Raw genomic sequence first — 17,302 nt, 5'->3', positions numbered from 1 at the left:
TGCCTCATTTCTTAATGGCGGCCAGTCTACATACCTCGTCGTGAAAATTTTCATTCATTTTCATCAAAAGTGTGAACCGGCTCAAATTGGATTTATAACGAAAAAAACAAGCCCTCACCCTCGCAGGTGAAACAAAGAGAATGCAGGCTGCTTAAGTTTTGTTCGTCAGCTATTGCTGGTCCGATTCTGATAGGTCGTCTTGCACTTGGCCCAAAAGCACCAATTCCAACAATGCATAGCGGTGCTCAACAAAGTTATGCACGTTGTTAGCAACCGTCAGTTTGAACAGCGCCGAAGCGGCGTTCTTCTCCCCCAGACTCAGGTAGTGTTTACCTAAATAGAAGTCAGTTTCACTGAGATGCTCGGCGAGCGAAGTGTTATCCGTTGCGTCCGCCTTGAGGCGCGCCATCAGCATCGATTCGCTAATGTCCCCCAGGTAGAACTCGACAATATTCCATCCCCATTGCCCTTTATTCGCCCTCACATAACGGCTTTGCAGCGCGTTAAGTGCCTTCCCGTCGTCGATTTTTTTCTCGACCAGGAAAAGCCACAGCGAGCGGAAGGGATCGTTTGGGCCGTCGCGATAAAACGCCTGCAGATCATCCTGCGCTAAACGGTAGCGGCCGCCATAATACAGGGCGATGCCACGGTTTAAATACGCGTAGTTGTAAGTTGGATCAAGCTCTAGTACAGAATCAAACGCTTCATAGGCGGCATCATAATTACCCGCCTGCGTTAAGTATATGCCAAGATAATTGAAAACTTTCGGCATATCAGGTCGGATTGCCAGCGCCTGTGAAAAATCATTGCGCGCCAGCGCTCTCAGACCAAGGCTATCATACAGCACTCCGCGCTCATATAATAGCTGTGCTCGTTCATCATCGGTAAGGGCCCGGCTCGCCAGTATTTGTTCCATACGCGCCAGGATGACTTCTTGCTGTAGCGTCGGCTGCAAAGGGACGGCCAGAACGCTATCTTTACTCCGCCAATCACTGTTGCTGCATCCTGCCAGCATTAACGCCATTGCAACGAACCACCAGCGCAAGTAAGGCCTCATTTCCCACTCCCGAAGAAAAACATTGGATGAACGTCCTGTCTCCCATCGGCTTAACACAAGGCGTCCCGCCCTTGTGATACGAACAGCTCCCCACCGGGGCAAGGAGCTGTTAAATGCGCCAACAGTTTAAGGCTATTCTGCTTCAGGCACCACGGCGTCCTGGCTGGGGGCACTGGCTTCCTTAATACTCAGGCGAACGCGACCCTGACGGTCCACTTCCAGGACCTTAACCGGCACTTCCTGGCCCAGCTCCAGATAATCAGCCACTTTCTCTACACGCTTATCGGCAATCTGGGAGATATGCACCAGCCCTTCTTTGCCACCACCGATGGCAAAGAAGGCGCCGAAATCCACGATGCGGGTCACTTTACCATTGTAAATGCGGCCCACTTCGATTTCGGCGGTGATCTCTTCGATGCGACGGATGGCGTGACGGGCTTTATCGCCGTCGGTGGCCGCCACTTTGACGGTGCCGTCATCTTCGATTTCGATCGTCGTGCCAGTTTCTTCCGTCAACGCGCGGATAACCGAGCCGCCTTTACCAATCACATCCTTTATCTTATCGGAACTGATTTTAATAGTATGGATACGCGGCGCGAATTCGGAAATATTGCCGCGCGGCGAGCTGATCGCCCGCTCCATCACGCCCAGGATATGCATACGCGCACCCTTGGCCTGATTCAGCGCCACCTGCATGATTTCGTGGGTGATGCCTTCAATTTTGATGTCCATCTGCAGCGCGGTTACGCCTTCACGGCTGCCGGCAACTTTGAAATCCATATCGCCCAGATGATCTTCATCACCCAGAATATCGGATAGCACGACAAAGTTGTCGCCTTCTTTCACCAGACCCATGGCGATACCGGCGACGGCCGCCTTGATAGGCACCCCCGCGTCCATCAGCGCCAGCGACGCGCCGCACACAGAAGCCATGGAAGAGGAGCCGTTCGACTCGGTGATTTCTGATACTACGCGCACGGTATACGGGAATTCGCTGGCGTTTGGCATCACCGCCAGAACACCGCGCTTCGCCAGACGACCGTGGCCGATTTCGCGACGCTTCGGCGACCCCACCATGCCGGTTTCACCTACGCAGTACGGAGGGAAATTATAGTGTAGAAGGAAACGGTCTGTCCGTTCACCCGTCAATTCATCAATATTCTGTGCGTCGCGCTCGGTGCCCAGAGTGGCGGTGACCAGCGCCTGGGTTTCACCGCGGGTGAACAGCGCCGACCCGTGGGTACGCGGCAATACGCCGGTGCGTACGTCCAGGCCGCGAATCATGTCTTTTTCACGTCCATCAATACGTGGTTCGCCACGCAGCACACGGCTACGCACTACGCTTTTCTCAAGCGCGCCCAGGATGTCCTTGATCTCACCTACGTCCAGCGTCTCATCCTGCCCCGTCAAGGCTTCAACGACATCGGCCTTGATAGCGTCAACCGCGGCATAGCGCTCTTGTTTTTCGGTGATGCGATAGGAGTCGCCCAGACGGGACTCCGCCAGCTCGGCGACCCGCGCCTGCAGGCCGGCGTTAACGTCCTGTGCCTGCCACTGCCATTTCGGCTTGCCGGCTTCAGCCACCAGCTGATTAATGTTATCGATCACGATCTGCTGCTGATCGTGGCCGTAGACCACGGCGCCCAGCATCTGATCTTCGCTCAGCAGCTGCGCTTCGGATTCCACCATCAGCACGGCGTTCTGGGTACCGGCAACGACCAGATCCAGACGGCTTGTGGCCAGTTCGGCCTGAGTCGGGTTCAGCACATACTGGTCATTAATGTAGCCAACGCGTGCGGCGCCGATAGGGCCGCTGAACGGAATACCGGACAGGCTCAGCGCGGCGGAAGCGCCAATCATCGCCACGATATCGGGGCTGACCTGCGGGTTAACCGAGACCACGGTGGCGATAACATGCACTTCGTTCAGGAAACCTTCCGGGAACAGCGGACGGATAGGACGGTCAATCAGGCGCGAAATCAGCGTTTCGCCTTCGCTCGGACGACCTTCGCGGCGGAAAAACCCGCCCGGGAAACGGCCTGCGGCGTAGGTCCGCTCCTGATAGTTGACGGTCAGCGGGAAGAAGCTCTGTCCCGTTTTTGCTTGTTTGGCGCCCACGACGGTCACAAATACCGCCGTGTCGTCCATGCTTGCCATGACTGCGGCAGTCGCCTGACGGGCCATCATACCAGTTTCCAGCGTGAAGGTATGCTGGCCGTATTGAAACTTGCGAACAATCGGATTTAGCAAAATGATTTCCTTTTTCAAAGTGCGCGGCGCTTTCAATCAGACCGCCCACCGTTGACTAACACCTTCTCATCGCATCCTCGCGACTAATGACAATCCTTATCCCAACGGATAAAGCCTCTCATTAGCCGCGCGAACCTCAGCAATGGAAGAATCTACTTAGCGTTCATCGCCATGCGGACGAGACCGGCCCCGGGATGAGCGCTGCCTAGAAGAAAGGGGCCTTATGTGGCCCCTTTCTCCTGAAACTGTCTGGCTTAGCGACGCAGACCCAGGCGTTCGATAAGGCTGGTGTAACGCGCCACATCTTTGCCCTTCAGGTAGTCGAGCAGCTTACGACGCTGTGAAACCATACGCAGCAGACCACGGCGGCTGTGGTGATCTTTTTTGTGTTCCGCAAAATGGCCCTGCAAATGGCTAATCTGAGCGGTTAAAAGAGCAACCTGAACTTCAGTGGAACCGCTGTCTTTGGCATCACTGCCGAAATCAGAAACAATTTTCGCTTTCGCTTCAACACTTAGAGACATTATAACACTCCAAAATGATTGTGAAATAGATGGGCGCCGATCTCTAATTCAGCCACCCGCTTCATAAGCCGCGCTATTCTACTCTCAGCCCGTGCCGATCGCAAGGCGATTACATGATCAGGCACGCGGTTCCGCTATCAGGCGGCGCGGCGTCAGCCGGCCCGGTGCAGCGATTTCGCCGATGCCGAAAAAGCGTCCGGCGTCCCCTTCTGTCAGGCGTACCAAACCAGCCTGCGGTTGCGCTGTAACCGCTACCGTTTGCCCAAGGCGCAACCGCGCGGCGAGATCGGACGGCAAATTGACCAACGGCATATCCGCCACCGCGCTGTCCATCGGCAACAGCAGCGCGTCCAGCTGCGCCAGTGTGTCCGGCGGCGCGTCGGCGGCAATGGCCTGTAGCGCCGCAAGCGTTACCATACGCTCGATGGGGTAGCGGGCAACCGCCAGCCGACGCAGCGCCATGACGTGCGCGCCGCAGCCTAGACGTTCACCCAAATCATCGATAATGGTGCGGATGTAGGTGCCTTTGGAACAATGAATTTCCAGTTCCACCTTCGTCAAATCCCAGCGATGTAACTGCAAATCGTAGACGTGGATAGGGCGCGCCTCACGCTCTACCGTGATGCCTTTGCGGGCGTACTCGTACAGCGGACGCCCCTGATGCTTCAGCGCGGAAAACATCGACGGCACCTGGCTGCTTTCACCGCGAAAGTGATCCAGCGCCGCCTCAAGGCGTGTCTTATCCAGCGATACCGGACGGACGCTGACCGTCTGACCCTCGGCGTCGGAGGTATCGGTGCGTTCGCCGAGCCGGGCAATGACCCGATAGCGTTTATCGGCATCCAGCAAATGCTGGGAAAACTTGGTCGCCTCGCCGAGGCAGACGGGCAACATGCCGGTCGCCAGCGGATCCAGCGCACCGGTATGCCCGGCTTTGTTGGCGCGAAACAACCGTTTGACCTTTTGCAACAGGTCGTTGGACGATAGCCCGAGCGGTTTATCCAGCAGGACGATGCCGTCAATATCACGGCCACGGCGACTTGGGCGGCCCATCAGTCTTCCTTATCCTCTCTATCCGTCTTATCCACCGGGCTTGCGCTCCGGCGTAGGCGATCATTTTGCACCACCTGGCTGACCAGATTAGACATGCGCATGCCTTCCACCAGCGAATTATCGTAGGCAAAGGTTAATTCGGGCACGACGCGCAGGCGCATAGCTTTGCCCAGCAGGCTGTGGATGAAACCTGCCGCATCTTGCAGCGCCCGGACGCCGGTTTTGACCTGCTCCAGGGTATTGTCGTTCAGAAAGGTAACGAACACTTTGGCATAAGCCAGATCGCGAGACACTTCTACTCCTGACACCGTCGCCATGCCGACGCGGGGATCTTTGATTTCGCGCTGCAAGATGATGGCGATTTCTTTTTGCATCTCCTGGGCGACGCGCTGTGTGCGGCTATATTCTTTGGCCATGGTAAATTCTCCAGACAAGCAGGGGGGATGTTCGCCCCCCTGTGATGTGCGCTGCCGATAACGCGTTATCAGGCAATGGTACGTTGGATCTCGATGGTTTCAAACACTTCGATTACGTCGCCTGAGCGAACGTCATTGTAGTTCTTGACGCCTATACCGCATTCCATGCCGTTACGCACTTCGTTGACGTCGTCTTTGAAACGGCGCAGCGACTCCAGTTCACCTTCGTAGATCACTACGTTTTCACGCAGGACGCGGATCTTGTTGTGACGCTTCACCACGCCTTCCGTCACCATGCAGCCCGCGATAGCGCCGAACTTCGGTGAACGGAACACATTGCGCACTTCCGCCAGACCGATGATTTCCTGTTTGTATTCCGGCGCTAGCATGCCGCTCATCGCCTGTTTGACTTCATCAATCAGGTCGTAGATGACCGAGTAATAGCGCAGATCCAGGTTTTCCGCTTCGATAACGCGACGGGCGGACGCATCGGCACGCACGTTAAAGCCCAGCAGGATAGCGTTGGAGGCTGCCGCCAGCGTCGCGTCGGTTTCGGTAATGCCGCCCACACCGGAGCCGACAATCTTCACTTTCACTTCGTCGTTGGACAACTTCTCCAGCGCATCGCTGATCGCTTCGGCGGAGCCCTGTACGTCAGATTTCAGCACGATATTTAGCTCGGACACTTCCCCTTCGGTCATGTTGGCGAACATGTTTTCCAGCTTGGACTTCTGCTGGCGCGCCAGTTTGACTTCGCGGAACTTGCCTTGACGGTACAGCGCCACTTCACGCGCTTTCTTCTCGTCGCGCACCACCGTCGCTTCATCACCGGCGGCCGGCACCCCGGACAGGCCGAGAATCTCAACCGGAATCGAGGGGCCGGCGGAGGCGACATCACGACCCACTTCGTCGCGCATGGCGCGCACGCGGCCGTACTCGAAACCGCACAGCACAATGTCGCCCCGGTTCAGGGTACCTTCGCGCACCAGCACGGTAGCAACCGGACCACGGCCCTTATCCAGGAAGGATTCAATAACCACGCCGCTGGCCATACCGTTGCGGATCGCTTTCAGCTCCAGCACTTCCGCCTGCAGCAAGATAGCGTCCAGCAGTTCGTCAATGCCCGCGCCGGATTTGGCGGAAACATGTACGAACTGGCTTTCGCCGCCCCACTCTTCCGGAATGACGCCGTATTGGGTCAGCTCATTCTTGACCCGATCCGGATCCGCTTCCGGTTTATCTATCTTGTTGACCGCGACCACCACCGGCACTTTGGCCGCTTTGGCGTGCTGAATGGCTTCGATGGTCTGCGGCATGACGCCGTCGTCAGCGGCCACCACCAACACCACGATATCCGTCGCCTGCGCACCGCGGGCGCGCATTGCGGTAAAGGCCGCATGCCCCGGGGTATCCAGGAAGGTGATCATGCCGTTATCGGTTTCCACATGATAGGCGCCGATATGCTGGGTGATGCCGCCCGCCTCACCTGCCGCCACTTTAGTTGAGCGGATATAATCCAGCAGCGAGGTTTTACCGTGGTCGACATGACCCATGATGGTCACCACCGGCGCACGGGATTCCGCGGCGGCGGAGCTGCCGGTATCGCGATCGGACATCACCGACTCTTCCAGCTCGTTCTCACGGCGCAAAATCACCTTGTGACCCATTTCTTCCGCCACTAATTGCGCGGTTTCCTGATCGATCACCTGGTTGATGGTCGCCATAGCGCCCAGCTTCATCATGGCTTTGATGACCTGAGAGCCTTTCACCGCCATCTTGTTAGCCAGTTCCGCCACGGTAATGGTTTCGCCAATGACAACATCGCGGTTCACCGCCTGCGCCGGCTTGTTAAAGCCCTGCGTTAGCGTGCTCGGTCTACGTTTGCCCTTGCCGCCACGGCCCACGGCACGCGCTTCTTCACGATCGGCCTTGGATTCGGACAGACGGCTGGTCTTTTTCTGCTTGGTCGCTTTACCGCCGCGGGTGCGGCTGCGACGATCGCCTTCCACTTTGCGGTCGTTTTCGTCTTCGGCTTCCCGGGCATGATGGGAGGTATTAACGTGGTAATCGGTGGTATCTTCTTCGGCCGGCTCAGGCGCGTTATCCCAGTTGCCGCCGCGTTCTTCGGCCATACGACGCGCTTCTTCCGCGACCTGGCGAGCCTTTTCTTCGACCTTGCGACGCGTTTCCTCTTCCGCTTTGCGTCTTAGCTCCGCGGCTTCGGCTTCACGGCGAGCTTTTTCAGTCGCCTGTGGTGACTTGGTCATAGTATTGGTCTGCTGGTTAGTCAATTTATCACTTTCCGCTGCCACACGTTTCGCCTGTTCAGCGGCCTCACGCTTGGCCTTATCTTCGGCCGCGCGTTTTGCTTTTTCTTCGGCGTCGCGCTGGACCTGATGCTGAGCCAGCTCTTCCGCTTCACGTCTGGCCTGTTCTTCCGCTTCAGCCTGCTCTTGCGCCTGCGGATCGCGTTGTACATAGGTGCGCTTTTTGCGCACTTCGATTTGCACCGATTTACTTTTACCGCCGGTGCTGGGAATATTCAAGGTGCTGCGCGTTTTGCGCTGCAAAGTTAACTTATTGGGCGCCGCGCCGCGATCGCGGTTCAGGTGCGCCAGTAGGGTTTCTTTTTCCTGCTGGGTCACAGAGTCTACTGCGGTTTTATCAATGCCCGCATCAGCAAATTGCTGTACCAGGCGATCGACCGGAGTCTGTATTTCAGCGGCGAGCGATTTTACGGTTACATCTGTCATGCTGTTCCTTTCCTGCTACAGTTTATTACGCGTTGTCGCCAAACCAGCAAATATTGCGCGCAGCCATGATAAGCTCGCCGGCTTTTTCACTACTCAGCCCTTCAATATCTGTCAGGTCGTCGACACCCTGTTCGGCAAGATCTTCCAGCGTACAAACACCACGCGCCGCCAGTTTGAACGCCATGTCGCGCTCAAGTTCAGGCAGACCCAGCAGGTCTTCAGCCGGTACGCCCGCGCCGCGGTTTTCTTCCTGCGCCAGCGCAAGCGTGGTCAGCGCATTCTTCGCCCGTTCGCGCAGCGCTTCCACCGTTTCCTCATCGAGCCCTTCAATTTCCAGCAGTTCATTTATCGGTACGTAGGCCAGCTCCTCAAGGGATGAGAAACCTTCCTCCACCAGCACCGTCGCGAACTCTTCATCAATATCCAGATTACGGGTAAAGATATCGATCGCCGCATGGGCTTCAGCTTGATGTTTTGCCTGCAGATCCTCTACCGTCATTACATTTAGCTCCCAGCCGCTAAGCTGGGAAGCCAGCCGGACATTTTGTCCGTTGCGGCCGATAGCCTGGGCAAGATTGCCCGCTTCTACCGCTATATCCATGGTGTGCTTGTCCTCGTCCACCACAATGGACGCGACATCGGCAGGCGCCATGGCGTTGATAACAAACTGGGCCGGATTATCATCCCACAGCACAATATCAATGCGTTCGCCGCCCAATTCGCTTGAAACCGCCTGAACGCGCGCACCACGCATACCCACGCAGGCGCCGACCGGATCGATGCGCTTGTCGTTGGTCTTCACGGCAATTTTCGCCCGTGAGCCCGGATCGCGAGCGGCGGCCTTGATTTCAATAACTTCTTCACCAATTTCCGGTACTTCAATACGGAACAACTCGACCAGCATCTCGGGACGTGACCGGCTGACAAACAGCTGTGCGCCGCGCGCTTCCGGGCGGACCGAATACAACACGCCACGGATACGGTCGCCGGGACGGAAATTTTCTCGCGGCAACATGTCCTCGCGGCCAATGACCGCTTCAGCATTGCTGCCCAGATCGAGACTTATGCTGTCCCGGTTCACTTTTTTCACCACGCCGGTGACGATCTCGCCTTCGTGGCTGCGGAACTGGTCGACCACCATCGCCCGTTCGGCTTCACGCACTTTCTGCACGATGACCTGTTTGGCGGTCTGCGTCGTAATACGGTCGAACACCACCGACTCAATTTCATCTTCGATATAGCCGCCAATCTGCGCAGTAGGATCGTCAAACTGCGCCGCGTCCAGCGTAATTTCCCGGGTGGGTTGAGTCACTTCATCCACAATGAGCCAACGGCGGAAGGTATCGAAGTCCCCCGACTTACGATCAATGCTGACGCGAACTTCGATTTCCTGTTCGTATTTTTTCTTCGTTGCCGTGGCCAGTGCCGTCTCTAGCGCCTCGAAAATCTTTTCCCGCGGGACGGCTTTCTCGTTGGACACTGCCTCAACAACAGCCAGAATTTCTTTATTCATCCTAGTTGCCTCAGTAAAACGTTAAAAGTGGGGTACCAGGTTCGCTTTCTGGATATTTTGCAAAGCGAACACTTCATCTTTTCCATCCACCGTCACCGTGATCATTTCACCGTCGACAGCTTTGATGATCCCCTGCCATTTACGGCGGTTTTGCACTGCGATACGCAGCACCACGCTGACGTCGCTCCCGATAAATTGGCGATAATGCGCGGCGGTAAACAGCGGGCGATCCAGACCCGGTGATGAGACCTCAAGGCTATAGGCCACAGAGATAGGGTCTTCGACGTCCAGTACCGCGCTGACCTGGTGGCTTACATCAGCACAATCATCAACGGTGATGCCTTCGTCACTATTGATATAAATGCGTAGCGTCGACTGGCGGCCACGAATAAATTCAATACCCACCAGCTCAAACCCCAAGGCTTCCACGGGTGCAGTGATCATCTCTGTCAATTTTTGTTCTAATGTGGACAAGGCCACCCCCAAGACATAAAAAAAGGGCTAATTAGCCCAGTATTACTGTGTGAAATAACAAAAAACCCCGAAAAAATCGGGGCGTTAAGTGACTGGACCCTGTAAACCGCAGGCGGCTTTGAAACCATTCCAGAAGAATCATTTTTCAAACGCCTGTGATGGTAAACCTAACGCCTACAGACAGTATGTTTGAAAAAGCACTCTAAGGGAATGTGGTTGCGGGGGCCGGATTTGAACCGACGACCTTCGGGTTATGAGCCCGACGAGCTACCATGCTGCTCCACCCCGCGTCCGAAGACGCTGAAAATACTACGCTGATAACCCCAAAAAAGCAAGTTATCTCTGGGATTGGTACCGAGGACGGGACTTGAACCCGTAAGCCCAATCGGGCACTACCACCTCAAGGTAGCGTGTCTACCAATTCCACCACCTCGGCACTTTCTATCGGATCTTACGCTTCTTTACCGTTGCCCTGCCGGGCAACGCTTACTGCGGAATATCGTTACCCGGTTTTGCCGGCGCTTCGGCTGGTGCCTTATCCGCCTGCTGAGCCTGATTCAGGTTATCCCACTGGCTGCCTTTCTGACCATGATTGCTGCTCAGGTTGCCCAGCACCAGGCTGAGAACGAAAAACAGCGTTGCCAGCACGGCCGTCATACGGGTCATGAAGTTACCGGAACCGCTTGAACCGAACAGGGTGCCAGAGGCGCCTGCACCGAACGAGGCTCCCATATCAGCACCTTTACCTTGTTGCAGCATGATCAGCGCAACAAGGCCGACCGCTACCAACAGGAATATGACTAACAGAGCTTGGTACATAATCTTTCAGTATCCTTGCGGTAACCACCGCACGTTAAGCTATCGCAGCCCCAATACGGCACCTTATGTCGCCGACTGAAGCGGGTGTGAATACTAACCAAAGCGCCCCTCGCGTGCAAGGGCATTTTACGGCTGGCTGACCGTTTGCGGAAAAAAACGCCAGTACCGCTCGCCGCTTAGGCATCGCCGTCGGTCGGCGGCGCCGACCAACACCACGGCAGAGGCGGGCGCACTGTTAATGCTCACGTTACCCGCAGCCTCAGCCATAGCGTGCACAGCGTCAGCACCCGGTCTGCACCATAACCCGCATCTGGCGCCGTGCCTTGCACCTCAGCCTGCGGCTTTCACCGCGTCAGCGATGTGATGCGCCAGTCGGCTGACCTGCTCGGTATCTTCCCCTTCCACCATGACGCGGATAAGAGGCTCGGTGCCCGATTTGCGCAGCAGCACCCGTCCGCGCCCGGCCAGTTGCTGCTCCACTTCGTCGCTGGCCTGTTTCACCGCCGCCGACGCCAGCGGATCGTGTTGCCCGGCGAAGCGCACATTGACCAGAATCTGCGGCAGCAGGCGCATGCCGCTGCACAGATCGTGCAGATTCATGTGGTTGCCGACCATCGCCGACAACACCTGTAGCCCGGCGATGATGCCGTCGCCGGTGGTCGTTTTGTCAAGCAAGATGACGTGACCGGAGTTTTCAGCGCCAATGCGCCAACCTTTTTCCTGCATTTTCTCCAGCACATAGCGGTCGCCGACGCGAGAGCGCACGAAAGGCACCCCCAACTGCTTCAGCGCCAGCTCCAGCCCCATATTGCTCATCAGCGTGCCTACCACGCCGCCAGATAGCTGGCCCTGGCGCAGTTTTTCCCGCGCGATAACATACAGGATCTGGTCGCCATTCACTTTCTGCCCCAGATGATCGACCATAATCACCCGATCGCCATCGCCGTCATAGGCGATGCCCAAATCAGCTTTCTCCGCCAAAACCCGGCTTTGCAACAGGCGAACATCGGTAGCGCCGCACTCCTGATTGATATTCATTCCGTCCGGCTGGCAGCCGAGAGTCACCACCGTCGCGCCGAGCTCGCGCAACACGCTGGGCGCGATGTGGTAGGTTGCGCCATTGGCGCAGTCCACGACAATCTTCAGCCCCTTAAGGCTTAGATTACCGGGAAAGGTCCCCTTGCAAAATTCGATATAGCGCCCGGCCGCATCGACAATGCGGCTGGCTTTGCCCAGCTCCACCGATTCGACGCAGGTCAGCGGTTTGGCCAGCTCCGCCTCAATGGCCTCTTCCACCTCATCAGGCAATTTGGTGCCGTCGATAGAGAAAAATTTGATGCCGTTATCATAAAACGGATTATGGGAGGCGGAGATCACAATGCCGGCCTCGGCGCGAAAGGTACGGGTCAAATAGGCGATGGCCGGCGTCGGCATCGGGCCGGTGAACGCAGCGGAAAGCCCGGCCGCCGCCAGTCCCGCTTCCAGCGCTGACTCCAGCATGTAGCCGGAAATACGGGTATCTTTGCCGATAATGATTTTTCGCGAACCATGGCGCGCTAGTACCTTGCCGGCGGCCCAGCCGAGCTTGAGCACAAAATCCGGCGTAATGGGGCTGTCGCCGACCCTGCCACGGATGCCGTCGGTACCGAAATATTGATGATTACTCATTGAAAATAGGTTTCCTTCGCTATAAGCGTGGCTTCCACCACGCGCATTGCTTCCACGGTGTGCCTGACGTCATGGACCCGGATGATCTGCGCCCCCTGCAGCGCGGCGATAACCGCGCAGGCGACGCTGCCTGTAACCCGCTGTTCTGCCGGAAGATCCAACAATTCGCCTATCATTAATTTACGCGACATCCCCACCAACAGCGGCAGCCCGAGATGATGCAAATCACCCAACCGGGCCAGGAGGCGATAATTATGCGCCAGGGTCTTGCCGAAACCGAAGCCCGGATCAAGCAACAGTCGGTTTTTGGTGATGCCGGCAGCTTCACAGCGCGCAATTTGCTGTGTGAGAAAAGCCTCTACCTCTGCCAGCACATTCTCATAATGCGGCGCCTGCTGCATGGTACCCGGCTCGCCCTGCATATGCATCAGACAGACGGGCAGCTGGCTGGCGGCAGCGGCGTCCAGGGAACCCGGTTCACTGAGCGCGCGGATATCGTTGATCAAATGAGCCCCGGCCGCCGCGCTTTCACGCATCACCAGCGCCTTGGAGGTATCCACGGAAATAAAAGTATCAAAACGTTCCGCCAGCGCCGCCACTACCGGCACCACCCGCGCCGCTTCCTCTTCATCGCTGACCGCCTGCGCCCCCGGGCGGGTGGATTCTCCACCAATATCGATGAGGGCTGCACCGGCCGCCAGCATCGCCGCGGCATGATCAATGGCGTCGGCCAGACGCTGAAATTTGCCGCCGTCAGAGAACGAGTCCGGAGTTACGTTGAGGATCCCCATGACGCGGGGCACCGCCAGGCTAAGGGTGCGCTCTCGCGCAATAAGTTGCATAACGGCGTTTCCTTATGCTGTGCACACTGTTGGCGGCTATCTTAACATTTTAAGCGCAAAAAAAGCCCCGCGTGTCGTATAACACGGGGCTATCGGTATTACCGCGCCGGGTTTTTAAGACAGCGAACAAGGGACCCTTAGCGGTTGCCGTATTGTTCCGACATGGTGTTGCCGGGATTCTGCGTGCGCGGCTTGTCTACCGGGGTCGGCGCGCGCGGCGTGCCATCGTCGCCGCTATTGCCGGAAACAGTGTCGTCCCAGCCCTCGGGCGGACGAACCGCTGTGCGGCCCATCAAATCGTCGATCTGCGGCGCATCGATGGTTTCATATTTCATCAACGCATCCTTCATGGCATGCAGGATATCCATATTTTCCGTCAGCAGCACGCGGGCGCGGACATAGTTACGCTCAATCAGCGATTTCACTTCCTGATCGATAATACGCGCCGTTTCATCGGACATATGCTTCGCCTTGGCCACCGAACGGCCTAGGAACACTTCGCCCTCTTCCTCCGCGTACAGCAGCGGACCGAGCTTTTCGGAGAACCCCCACTGGGTCACCATGTTGCGGGCGATGGAGGTCGCCACCTTGATATCGTTAGACGCCCCGGTGGACACTTTCGCCGGACCGTAGATGATCTCCTCGGCCAGCCGGCCGCCGTACAGGGTGGAGATCTGGCTTTCCAATTTCTGGCGGCTGGCGCTAATGGCATCCCCTTCCGGCAGGAAGAAGGTTACCCCCAGGGCACGGCCGCGCGGGATAATCGTCACCTTATGCACTGGATCATGCTCCGGCACCAGGCGGCCGATAATCGCATGGCCGGCTTCGTGGTAGGCGGTAGACTCTTTTTGCGCCTCGGTCATCACCATCGAACGGCGCTCGGCGCCCATCATGATTTTGTCCTTGGCCTTCTCGAATTCCACCATAGAAACCACGCGTTTGCTGCCGCGGGCGGCGAACAGCGCCGCTTCGTTCACCAGGTTGGCCAAATCGGCCCCGGAGAACCCGGGCGTACCGCGCGCAATCACCGACGCATCCATATCGGGCGCCAGCGGCACGCGACGCATGTGCACTTTCAGAATCTGTTCGCGGCCGCGGACATCGGGCAGACCGACCACGACCTGACGGTCGAAACGGCCCGGGCGCAGCAGCGCAGGGTCCAGCACGTCGGGCCGGTTGGTCGCGGCGATGACGATAATGCCCTCGTTGCCTTCAAACCCGTCCATTTCCACCAGCATCTGGTTCAAGGTTTGTTCGCGCTCGTCATGACCGCCACCGAGGCCTGCACCGCGCTGACGCCCGACGGCGTCGATTTCATCGATAAAGATAATGCAGGGCGCCGCTTTCTTCGCCTGCTCGAACATATCGCGCACGCGGGAGGCGCCGACGCCGACGAACATTTCCACGAAGTCCGAACCGGAAATGGTGAAGAACGGAACTTTGGCCTCCCCCGCAATGGCCTTGGCCAGCAGCGTTTTACCGGTTCCGGGCGGCCCTACCATCAGCACGCCTTTCGGGATCTTGCCGCCCAGCTTTTGGAAACGGCTCGGCTCGCGCAGGTAATCCACCAGCTCGCTGAGTTCTTCCTTGGCTTCATCACAACCGGCGACATCGGCGAACGTCGTCTTAATCTGATCTTCCGTCAGCATCCGCGCCTTGCTCTTGCCGAACGACATCGCGCCTTTGCCGCCACCGCCCTGCATCTGACGCATAAAGAAGATCCAGACCCCAATCAGCAATAGCATCGGGAACCAGGAGATAAAGATAGACGCCAGCAGGCTGGGTTCTTCCGGCGGCTCGCCCACGACTTTGACGTTTTTGGTCAAAAGGATATCGAGCAGCTTGGGATCGTTGACCGGAATATAGGTGGTATAGCGGTTACTGTCTTTTTTCGTAACGGTGATTTCACGACCGTTAATACGCGCTTCCCTAACCTGCTCCTGATTCAATTCGGACATAAAGGTGGAATAATCCACTTTACGTCCATTGGACTCGCTGGGCCCGAAGCTCTGGAATACCGACATCAGTACGACTGCGATAACTAACCAGAGAATCAGGTTCTTCGCCATGTCACTCAAGGGATTAACCTCATATTACAACGGTGTTAACAATTAGCGTAGGGTACTATAGTTTGCGCCCTGTCGCCACAATGTACACTTCGCGGGAACGGGCCCGGGAAGCGTCTGGCTTACGGATTTTTACTTTCGTAAACAGGGAGCGAATTTCCCGCAGGTATTCATCAAAACCTTCTCCCTGAAAGACTTTAACCAGGAAATTTCCGCCCGGTGCCAGGACATCCCGGCACATATCCAGCGCCAGTTCTACGAGATACATGGATTTGGGAATGTCGACCGCCGGCGTACCGCTCATATTGGGTGCCATATCGGACACCACCACCTGCACCTTTTGCTCGCCCACGCGTTCAAGCAGGGCCTGCAGCACCAGGGGTTCACGAAAATCCCCCTGGAGAAAGTCAACTCCTACCATCGGATCCATCGGCAGGATATCACAGGCGATGATACGCCCTTTGCCGCCGATTTGCGTGGCGACGTATTGCGACCAGCCGCCGGGCGCCGCGCCCAGATCCACCACGGTCATCCCGGGCCGGAATAGCTTGTCGCTCTGCTGTATTTCATCAAGTTTAAACCAGGCACGGGAACGCAGTCCTTTTTTTTGTGCCTGCTGAACGTATTTATCGCTAAAGTGTTCCTGCAGCCAACGGCTGGAGCTTGCAGAACGCTTTTTTGTCGCCATCTTATTTCCCAACTATCCTAAAAGAATGTAGCGGTGGAAAGAATTGGCCGCCCATGCGCCATATCGCCAGACGCCGATTTGGCAATATGTATGAGATGGCGGTAGAATATGCCGTTTTCAATCCCAACCTAAGTAAAAAACACAAATGAATCTGAATAATAAGCAAAAACAGCACCTTAAGGGACTGGCTCATTCGCTGAAGCCTGTCGTCATGCTGGGCAACAACGGCCTGACCGAAGGTGTGCTGGCCGAAATTGAACAAGCGCTGGAACATCATGAGCTTATCAAGGTGAAAATTGCCGCAGAAGAGCACAAGACCAAAACGCTGATTGCCGATGCTATCGTTCGTGAAAGCGGCGCCAGCAAGGTTCAGGTAATTGGCAATATCCTGGTGCTATACCGGCCGGCTGCAGAGCGGAAAATTACGCTGCCCCGCTAACATCATCTTTTCTGATGGAAAGATGCCACTCTCCGACCCACAGGAAAAGGCCACCCGCGGCCTTTTGCTTTTCTTTACAAAGCCGACGGCGGCTTGCGGGAGTAAAAGCGGGCGGGTGGCCGGCTAAGGCGCCGCCCGGAGGCTTACAGATACTCCACCTTGAGAATTTCGTACTCCACCTCACCACCCGGGGTCTTGATGACCACGATATCCCCTTCTTCCTTGCCCACCAGCCCGCGGGCAATCGGCGAATTAATGGAAATCAGGTTTTGCTTGAAATCGGCTTCATCGTCGCCAACGATGCGGAACGTTTGCTTCTCTTCGCTATCCAGGTTCTCTACGCTGACCGTCGCGCCGAAAATGACGCGGCCGCTCGGTGCCAGTTTCGTCACATCAATCACCTGCGCATTGGACAGTTTGGCTTCGATTTCCTGAATGCGGCCTTCACAGAAGCCTTGTTGTTCCCTGGCGGCATGGTATTCGGCGTTTTCTTTCAAATCGCCCTGTTCGCGTGCCTCAGCGATAGACAGGATAATTTCGGGGCGGCGGATGCTTTTGAGATATTCGAGCTCTTCCCGCAGTTTTTCAGCGCCGCACAAGGTCATCGGAATCTGGTTCATAATTATACCTCTAGATAAATTCTTCCTGCTAAAATAATCGCCGTCCTGGCGTGACAGGCGCTGGCGCGACGCGCGTTTGGCACACACCGCTCACCAAGCGCAAAGCAAAAGGAAGCGACC

General features: G+C 56.7%; 16 protein-coding genes and 2 tRNA genes. 1 reads left to right on the top strand and 17 read right to left on the bottom strand.

Annotated elements, in window-relative coordinates:
• Positions 1-4 precede the first annotated feature (4 nt).
• The 16 genes from yrbN to rlmE all read right to left on the bottom strand — a co-directional run bounded on the left by yrbN (position 5) and on the right by rlmE (position 16,123).
• Entirely contained in the window at positions 5-58 is a 54-nt protein-coding gene (gene yrbN / locus SGP1_RS36095) for a protein YrbN (protein WP_424141152.1), read from the bottom strand.
• A gap of 111 nt (positions 59-169) precedes the next feature.
• Positions 170-1,057: a lipoprotein NlpI gene (nlpI, locus tag SGP1_RS03575; protein ID WP_011410245.1), complete on the bottom strand. Its 888-nt coding sequence runs from the start codon at positions 1,055-1,057 to the stop codon at positions 170-172.
• Positions 1,058-1,189: 132 nt separating this feature from the next.
• Entirely contained in the window at positions 1,190-3,307 is a 2,118-nt protein-coding gene (pnp, locus tag SGP1_RS03570; protein WP_011410244.1) for a polyribonucleotide nucleotidyltransferase, read from the bottom strand.
• Positions 3,308-3,561: 254 nt separating this feature from the next.
• Positions 3,562-3,831 carry a 30S ribosomal protein S15 gene (gene rpsO, locus SGP1_RS03565; protein ID WP_011410243.1) on the bottom strand — a complete coding sequence of 90 codons (270 nt, stop codon included), beginning with the start codon at positions 3,829-3,831 and terminating at the stop codon, positions 3,562-3,564.
• A 117-nt stretch (positions 3,832-3,948) separates the two neighbouring features.
• The gene (truB, locus tag SGP1_RS03560; RefSeq protein ID WP_011410242.1) at positions 3,949-4,884 is read right to left on the bottom strand and encodes a tRNA pseudouridine(55) synthase TruB; all 936 of its coding nucleotides are present in this window, start codon (positions 4,882-4,884) and stop codon (positions 3,949-3,951) included.
• The gene (gene rbfA / locus SGP1_RS03555) at positions 4,884-5,300 is read right to left on the bottom strand and encodes a 30S ribosome-binding factor RbfA (RefSeq protein WP_011410241.1); all 417 of its coding nucleotides are present in this window, start codon (positions 5,298-5,300) and stop codon (positions 4,884-4,886) included. The genes truB and rbfA overlap by 1 nt, the downstream gene beginning before the upstream one ends.
• Before the next feature lie 68 nt (positions 5,301-5,368).
• Complete coding sequence (gene infB / locus SGP1_RS03550; protein ID WP_011410240.1) at positions 5,369-8,053, bottom strand: translation initiation factor IF-2; 2,685 nt, start codon at positions 8,051-8,053, stop codon at positions 5,369-5,371.
• A gap of 25 nt (positions 8,054-8,078) precedes the next feature.
• Positions 8,079-9,566, bottom strand: a complete 1,488-nt coding sequence (gene nusA, locus SGP1_RS03545; protein ID WP_011410239.1) for a transcription termination factor NusA — start codon at positions 9,564-9,566, stop codon at positions 8,079-8,081.
• Positions 9,567-9,587: 21 nt separating this feature from the next.
• Positions 9,588-10,040 carry a ribosome maturation factor RimP gene (rimP, locus tag SGP1_RS03540; protein WP_011410238.1) on the bottom strand — a complete coding sequence of 151 codons (453 nt, stop codon included), beginning with the start codon at positions 10,038-10,040 and terminating at the stop codon, positions 9,588-9,590.
• A gap of 213 nt (positions 10,041-10,253) precedes the next feature.
• Positions 10,254-10,330: transfer RNA gene (locus SGP1_RS03535), tRNA-Met, on the bottom strand.
• 59 nt (positions 10,331-10,389) lie between these two features.
• Positions 10,390-10,476 (bottom strand) — tRNA-Leu (locus tag SGP1_RS03530).
• A gap of 50 nt (positions 10,477-10,526) precedes the next feature.
• Entirely contained in the window at positions 10,527-10,859 is a 333-nt protein-coding gene (gene secG / locus SGP1_RS03525) for a preprotein translocase subunit SecG (RefSeq protein ID WP_011410237.1), read from the bottom strand.
• A gap of 330 nt (positions 10,860-11,189) precedes the next feature.
• Positions 11,190-12,527: a phosphoglucosamine mutase gene (glmM, locus tag SGP1_RS03520; RefSeq protein WP_011410236.1), complete on the bottom strand. Its 1,338-nt coding sequence runs from the start codon at positions 12,525-12,527 to the stop codon at positions 11,190-11,192.
• A complete protein-coding gene (folP, locus tag SGP1_RS03515; RefSeq protein WP_011410235.1) occupies positions 12,524-13,369 on the bottom strand; it encodes a dihydropteroate synthase in 846 nt (281 codons plus the stop codon). Before folP ends, glmM begins: the two co-directional genes overlap by 4 nt.
• A 137-nt stretch (positions 13,370-13,506) precedes the next feature.
• A complete protein-coding gene (gene ftsH / locus SGP1_RS03510) occupies positions 13,507-15,438 on the bottom strand; it encodes an ATP-dependent zinc metalloprotease FtsH (protein ID WP_011410234.1) in 1,932 nt (643 codons plus the stop codon).
• A gap of 55 nt (positions 15,439-15,493) precedes the next feature.
• A complete protein-coding gene (gene rlmE, locus SGP1_RS03505) occupies positions 15,494-16,123 on the bottom strand; it encodes a 23S rRNA (uridine(2552)-2'-O)-methyltransferase RlmE (protein ID WP_011410233.1) in 630 nt (209 codons plus the stop codon).
• A gap of 145 nt (positions 16,124-16,268) precedes the next feature.
• Here rlmE and yhbY point away from each other — a divergent pair, with 145 nt between their 5' ends.
• Positions 16,269-16,562, top strand: a complete 294-nt coding sequence (gene yhbY / locus SGP1_RS03500) for a ribosome assembly RNA-binding protein YhbY (protein WP_011410232.1) — start codon at positions 16,269-16,271, stop codon at positions 16,560-16,562.
• 143 nt (positions 16,563-16,705) lie between these two features.
• Here the strand turns inward: yhbY and greA are convergent, their stop codons facing one another.
• Positions 16,706-17,182, bottom strand: coding sequence for a transcription elongation factor GreA (greA, locus tag SGP1_RS03495; RefSeq protein WP_011410231.1), 477 nt, complete (start codon positions 17,180-17,182; stop codon positions 16,706-16,708).
• Between the last annotated feature and the right edge of the window lie 120 nt (positions 17,183-17,302).

Source organism: Sodalis glossinidius str. 'morsitans' (assembly GCF_000010085.1).
GTDB classification, from domain to species: domain Bacteria; phylum Pseudomonadota; class Gammaproteobacteria; order Enterobacterales; family Enterobacteriaceae; genus Sodalis; species Sodalis glossinidius.
Note: the sequence above shows the minus strand (reverse complement) of the source record. Positions and strands in the feature narration are given on the sequence as shown.

Coding starts and splice junctions, on each gene's coding strand:
- nlpI (WP_011410245.1), bottom strand. CDS start 1,057: ATGAGGCCTTACTTGCGCTGGTGGTTCGTTGCAATGGCGTTAATGCTG.
- rpsO (WP_011410243.1), bottom strand. CDS start 3,831: ATGTCTCTAAGTGTTGAAGCGAAAGCGAAAATTGTTTCTGATTTCGGC.
- truB (WP_011410242.1), bottom strand. CDS start 4,884: ATGGGCCGCCCAAGTCGCCGTGGCCGTGATATTGACGGCATCGTCCTG.
- rbfA (WP_011410241.1), bottom strand. CDS start 5,300: ATGGCCAAAGAATATAGCCGCACACAGCGCGTCGCCCAGGAGATGCAA.
- infB (WP_011410240.1), bottom strand. CDS start 8,053: ATGACAGATGTAACCGTAAAATCGCTCGCCGCTGAAATACAGACTCCG.
- nusA (WP_011410239.1), bottom strand. CDS start 9,566: ATGAATAAAGAAATTCTGGCTGTTGTTGAGGCAGTGTCCAACGAGAAA.
- secG (WP_011410237.1), bottom strand. CDS start 10,859: ATGTACCAAGCTCTGTTAGTCATATTCCTGTTGGTAGCGGTCGGCCTT.
- glmM (WP_011410236.1), bottom strand. CDS start 12,527: ATGAGTAATCATCAATATTTCGGTACCGACGGCATCCGTGGCAGGGTC.
- folP (WP_011410235.1), bottom strand. CDS start 13,369: ATGCAACTTATTGCGCGAGAGCGCACCCTTAGCCTGGCGGTGCCCCGC.
- ftsH (WP_011410234.1), bottom strand. CDS start 15,438: ATGGCGAAGAACCTGATTCTCTGGTTAGTTATCGCAGTCGTACTGATG.
- rlmE (WP_011410233.1), bottom strand. CDS start 16,123: ATGGCGACAAAAAAGCGTTCTGCAAGCTCCAGCCGTTGGCTGCAGGAA.
- yhbY (WP_011410232.1), top strand. CDS start 16,269: ATGAATCTGAATAATAAGCAAAAACAGCACCTTAAGGGACTGGCTCAT.
- greA (WP_011410231.1), bottom strand. CDS start 17,182: ATGAACCAGATTCCGATGACCTTGTGCGGCGCTGAAAAACTGCGGGAA.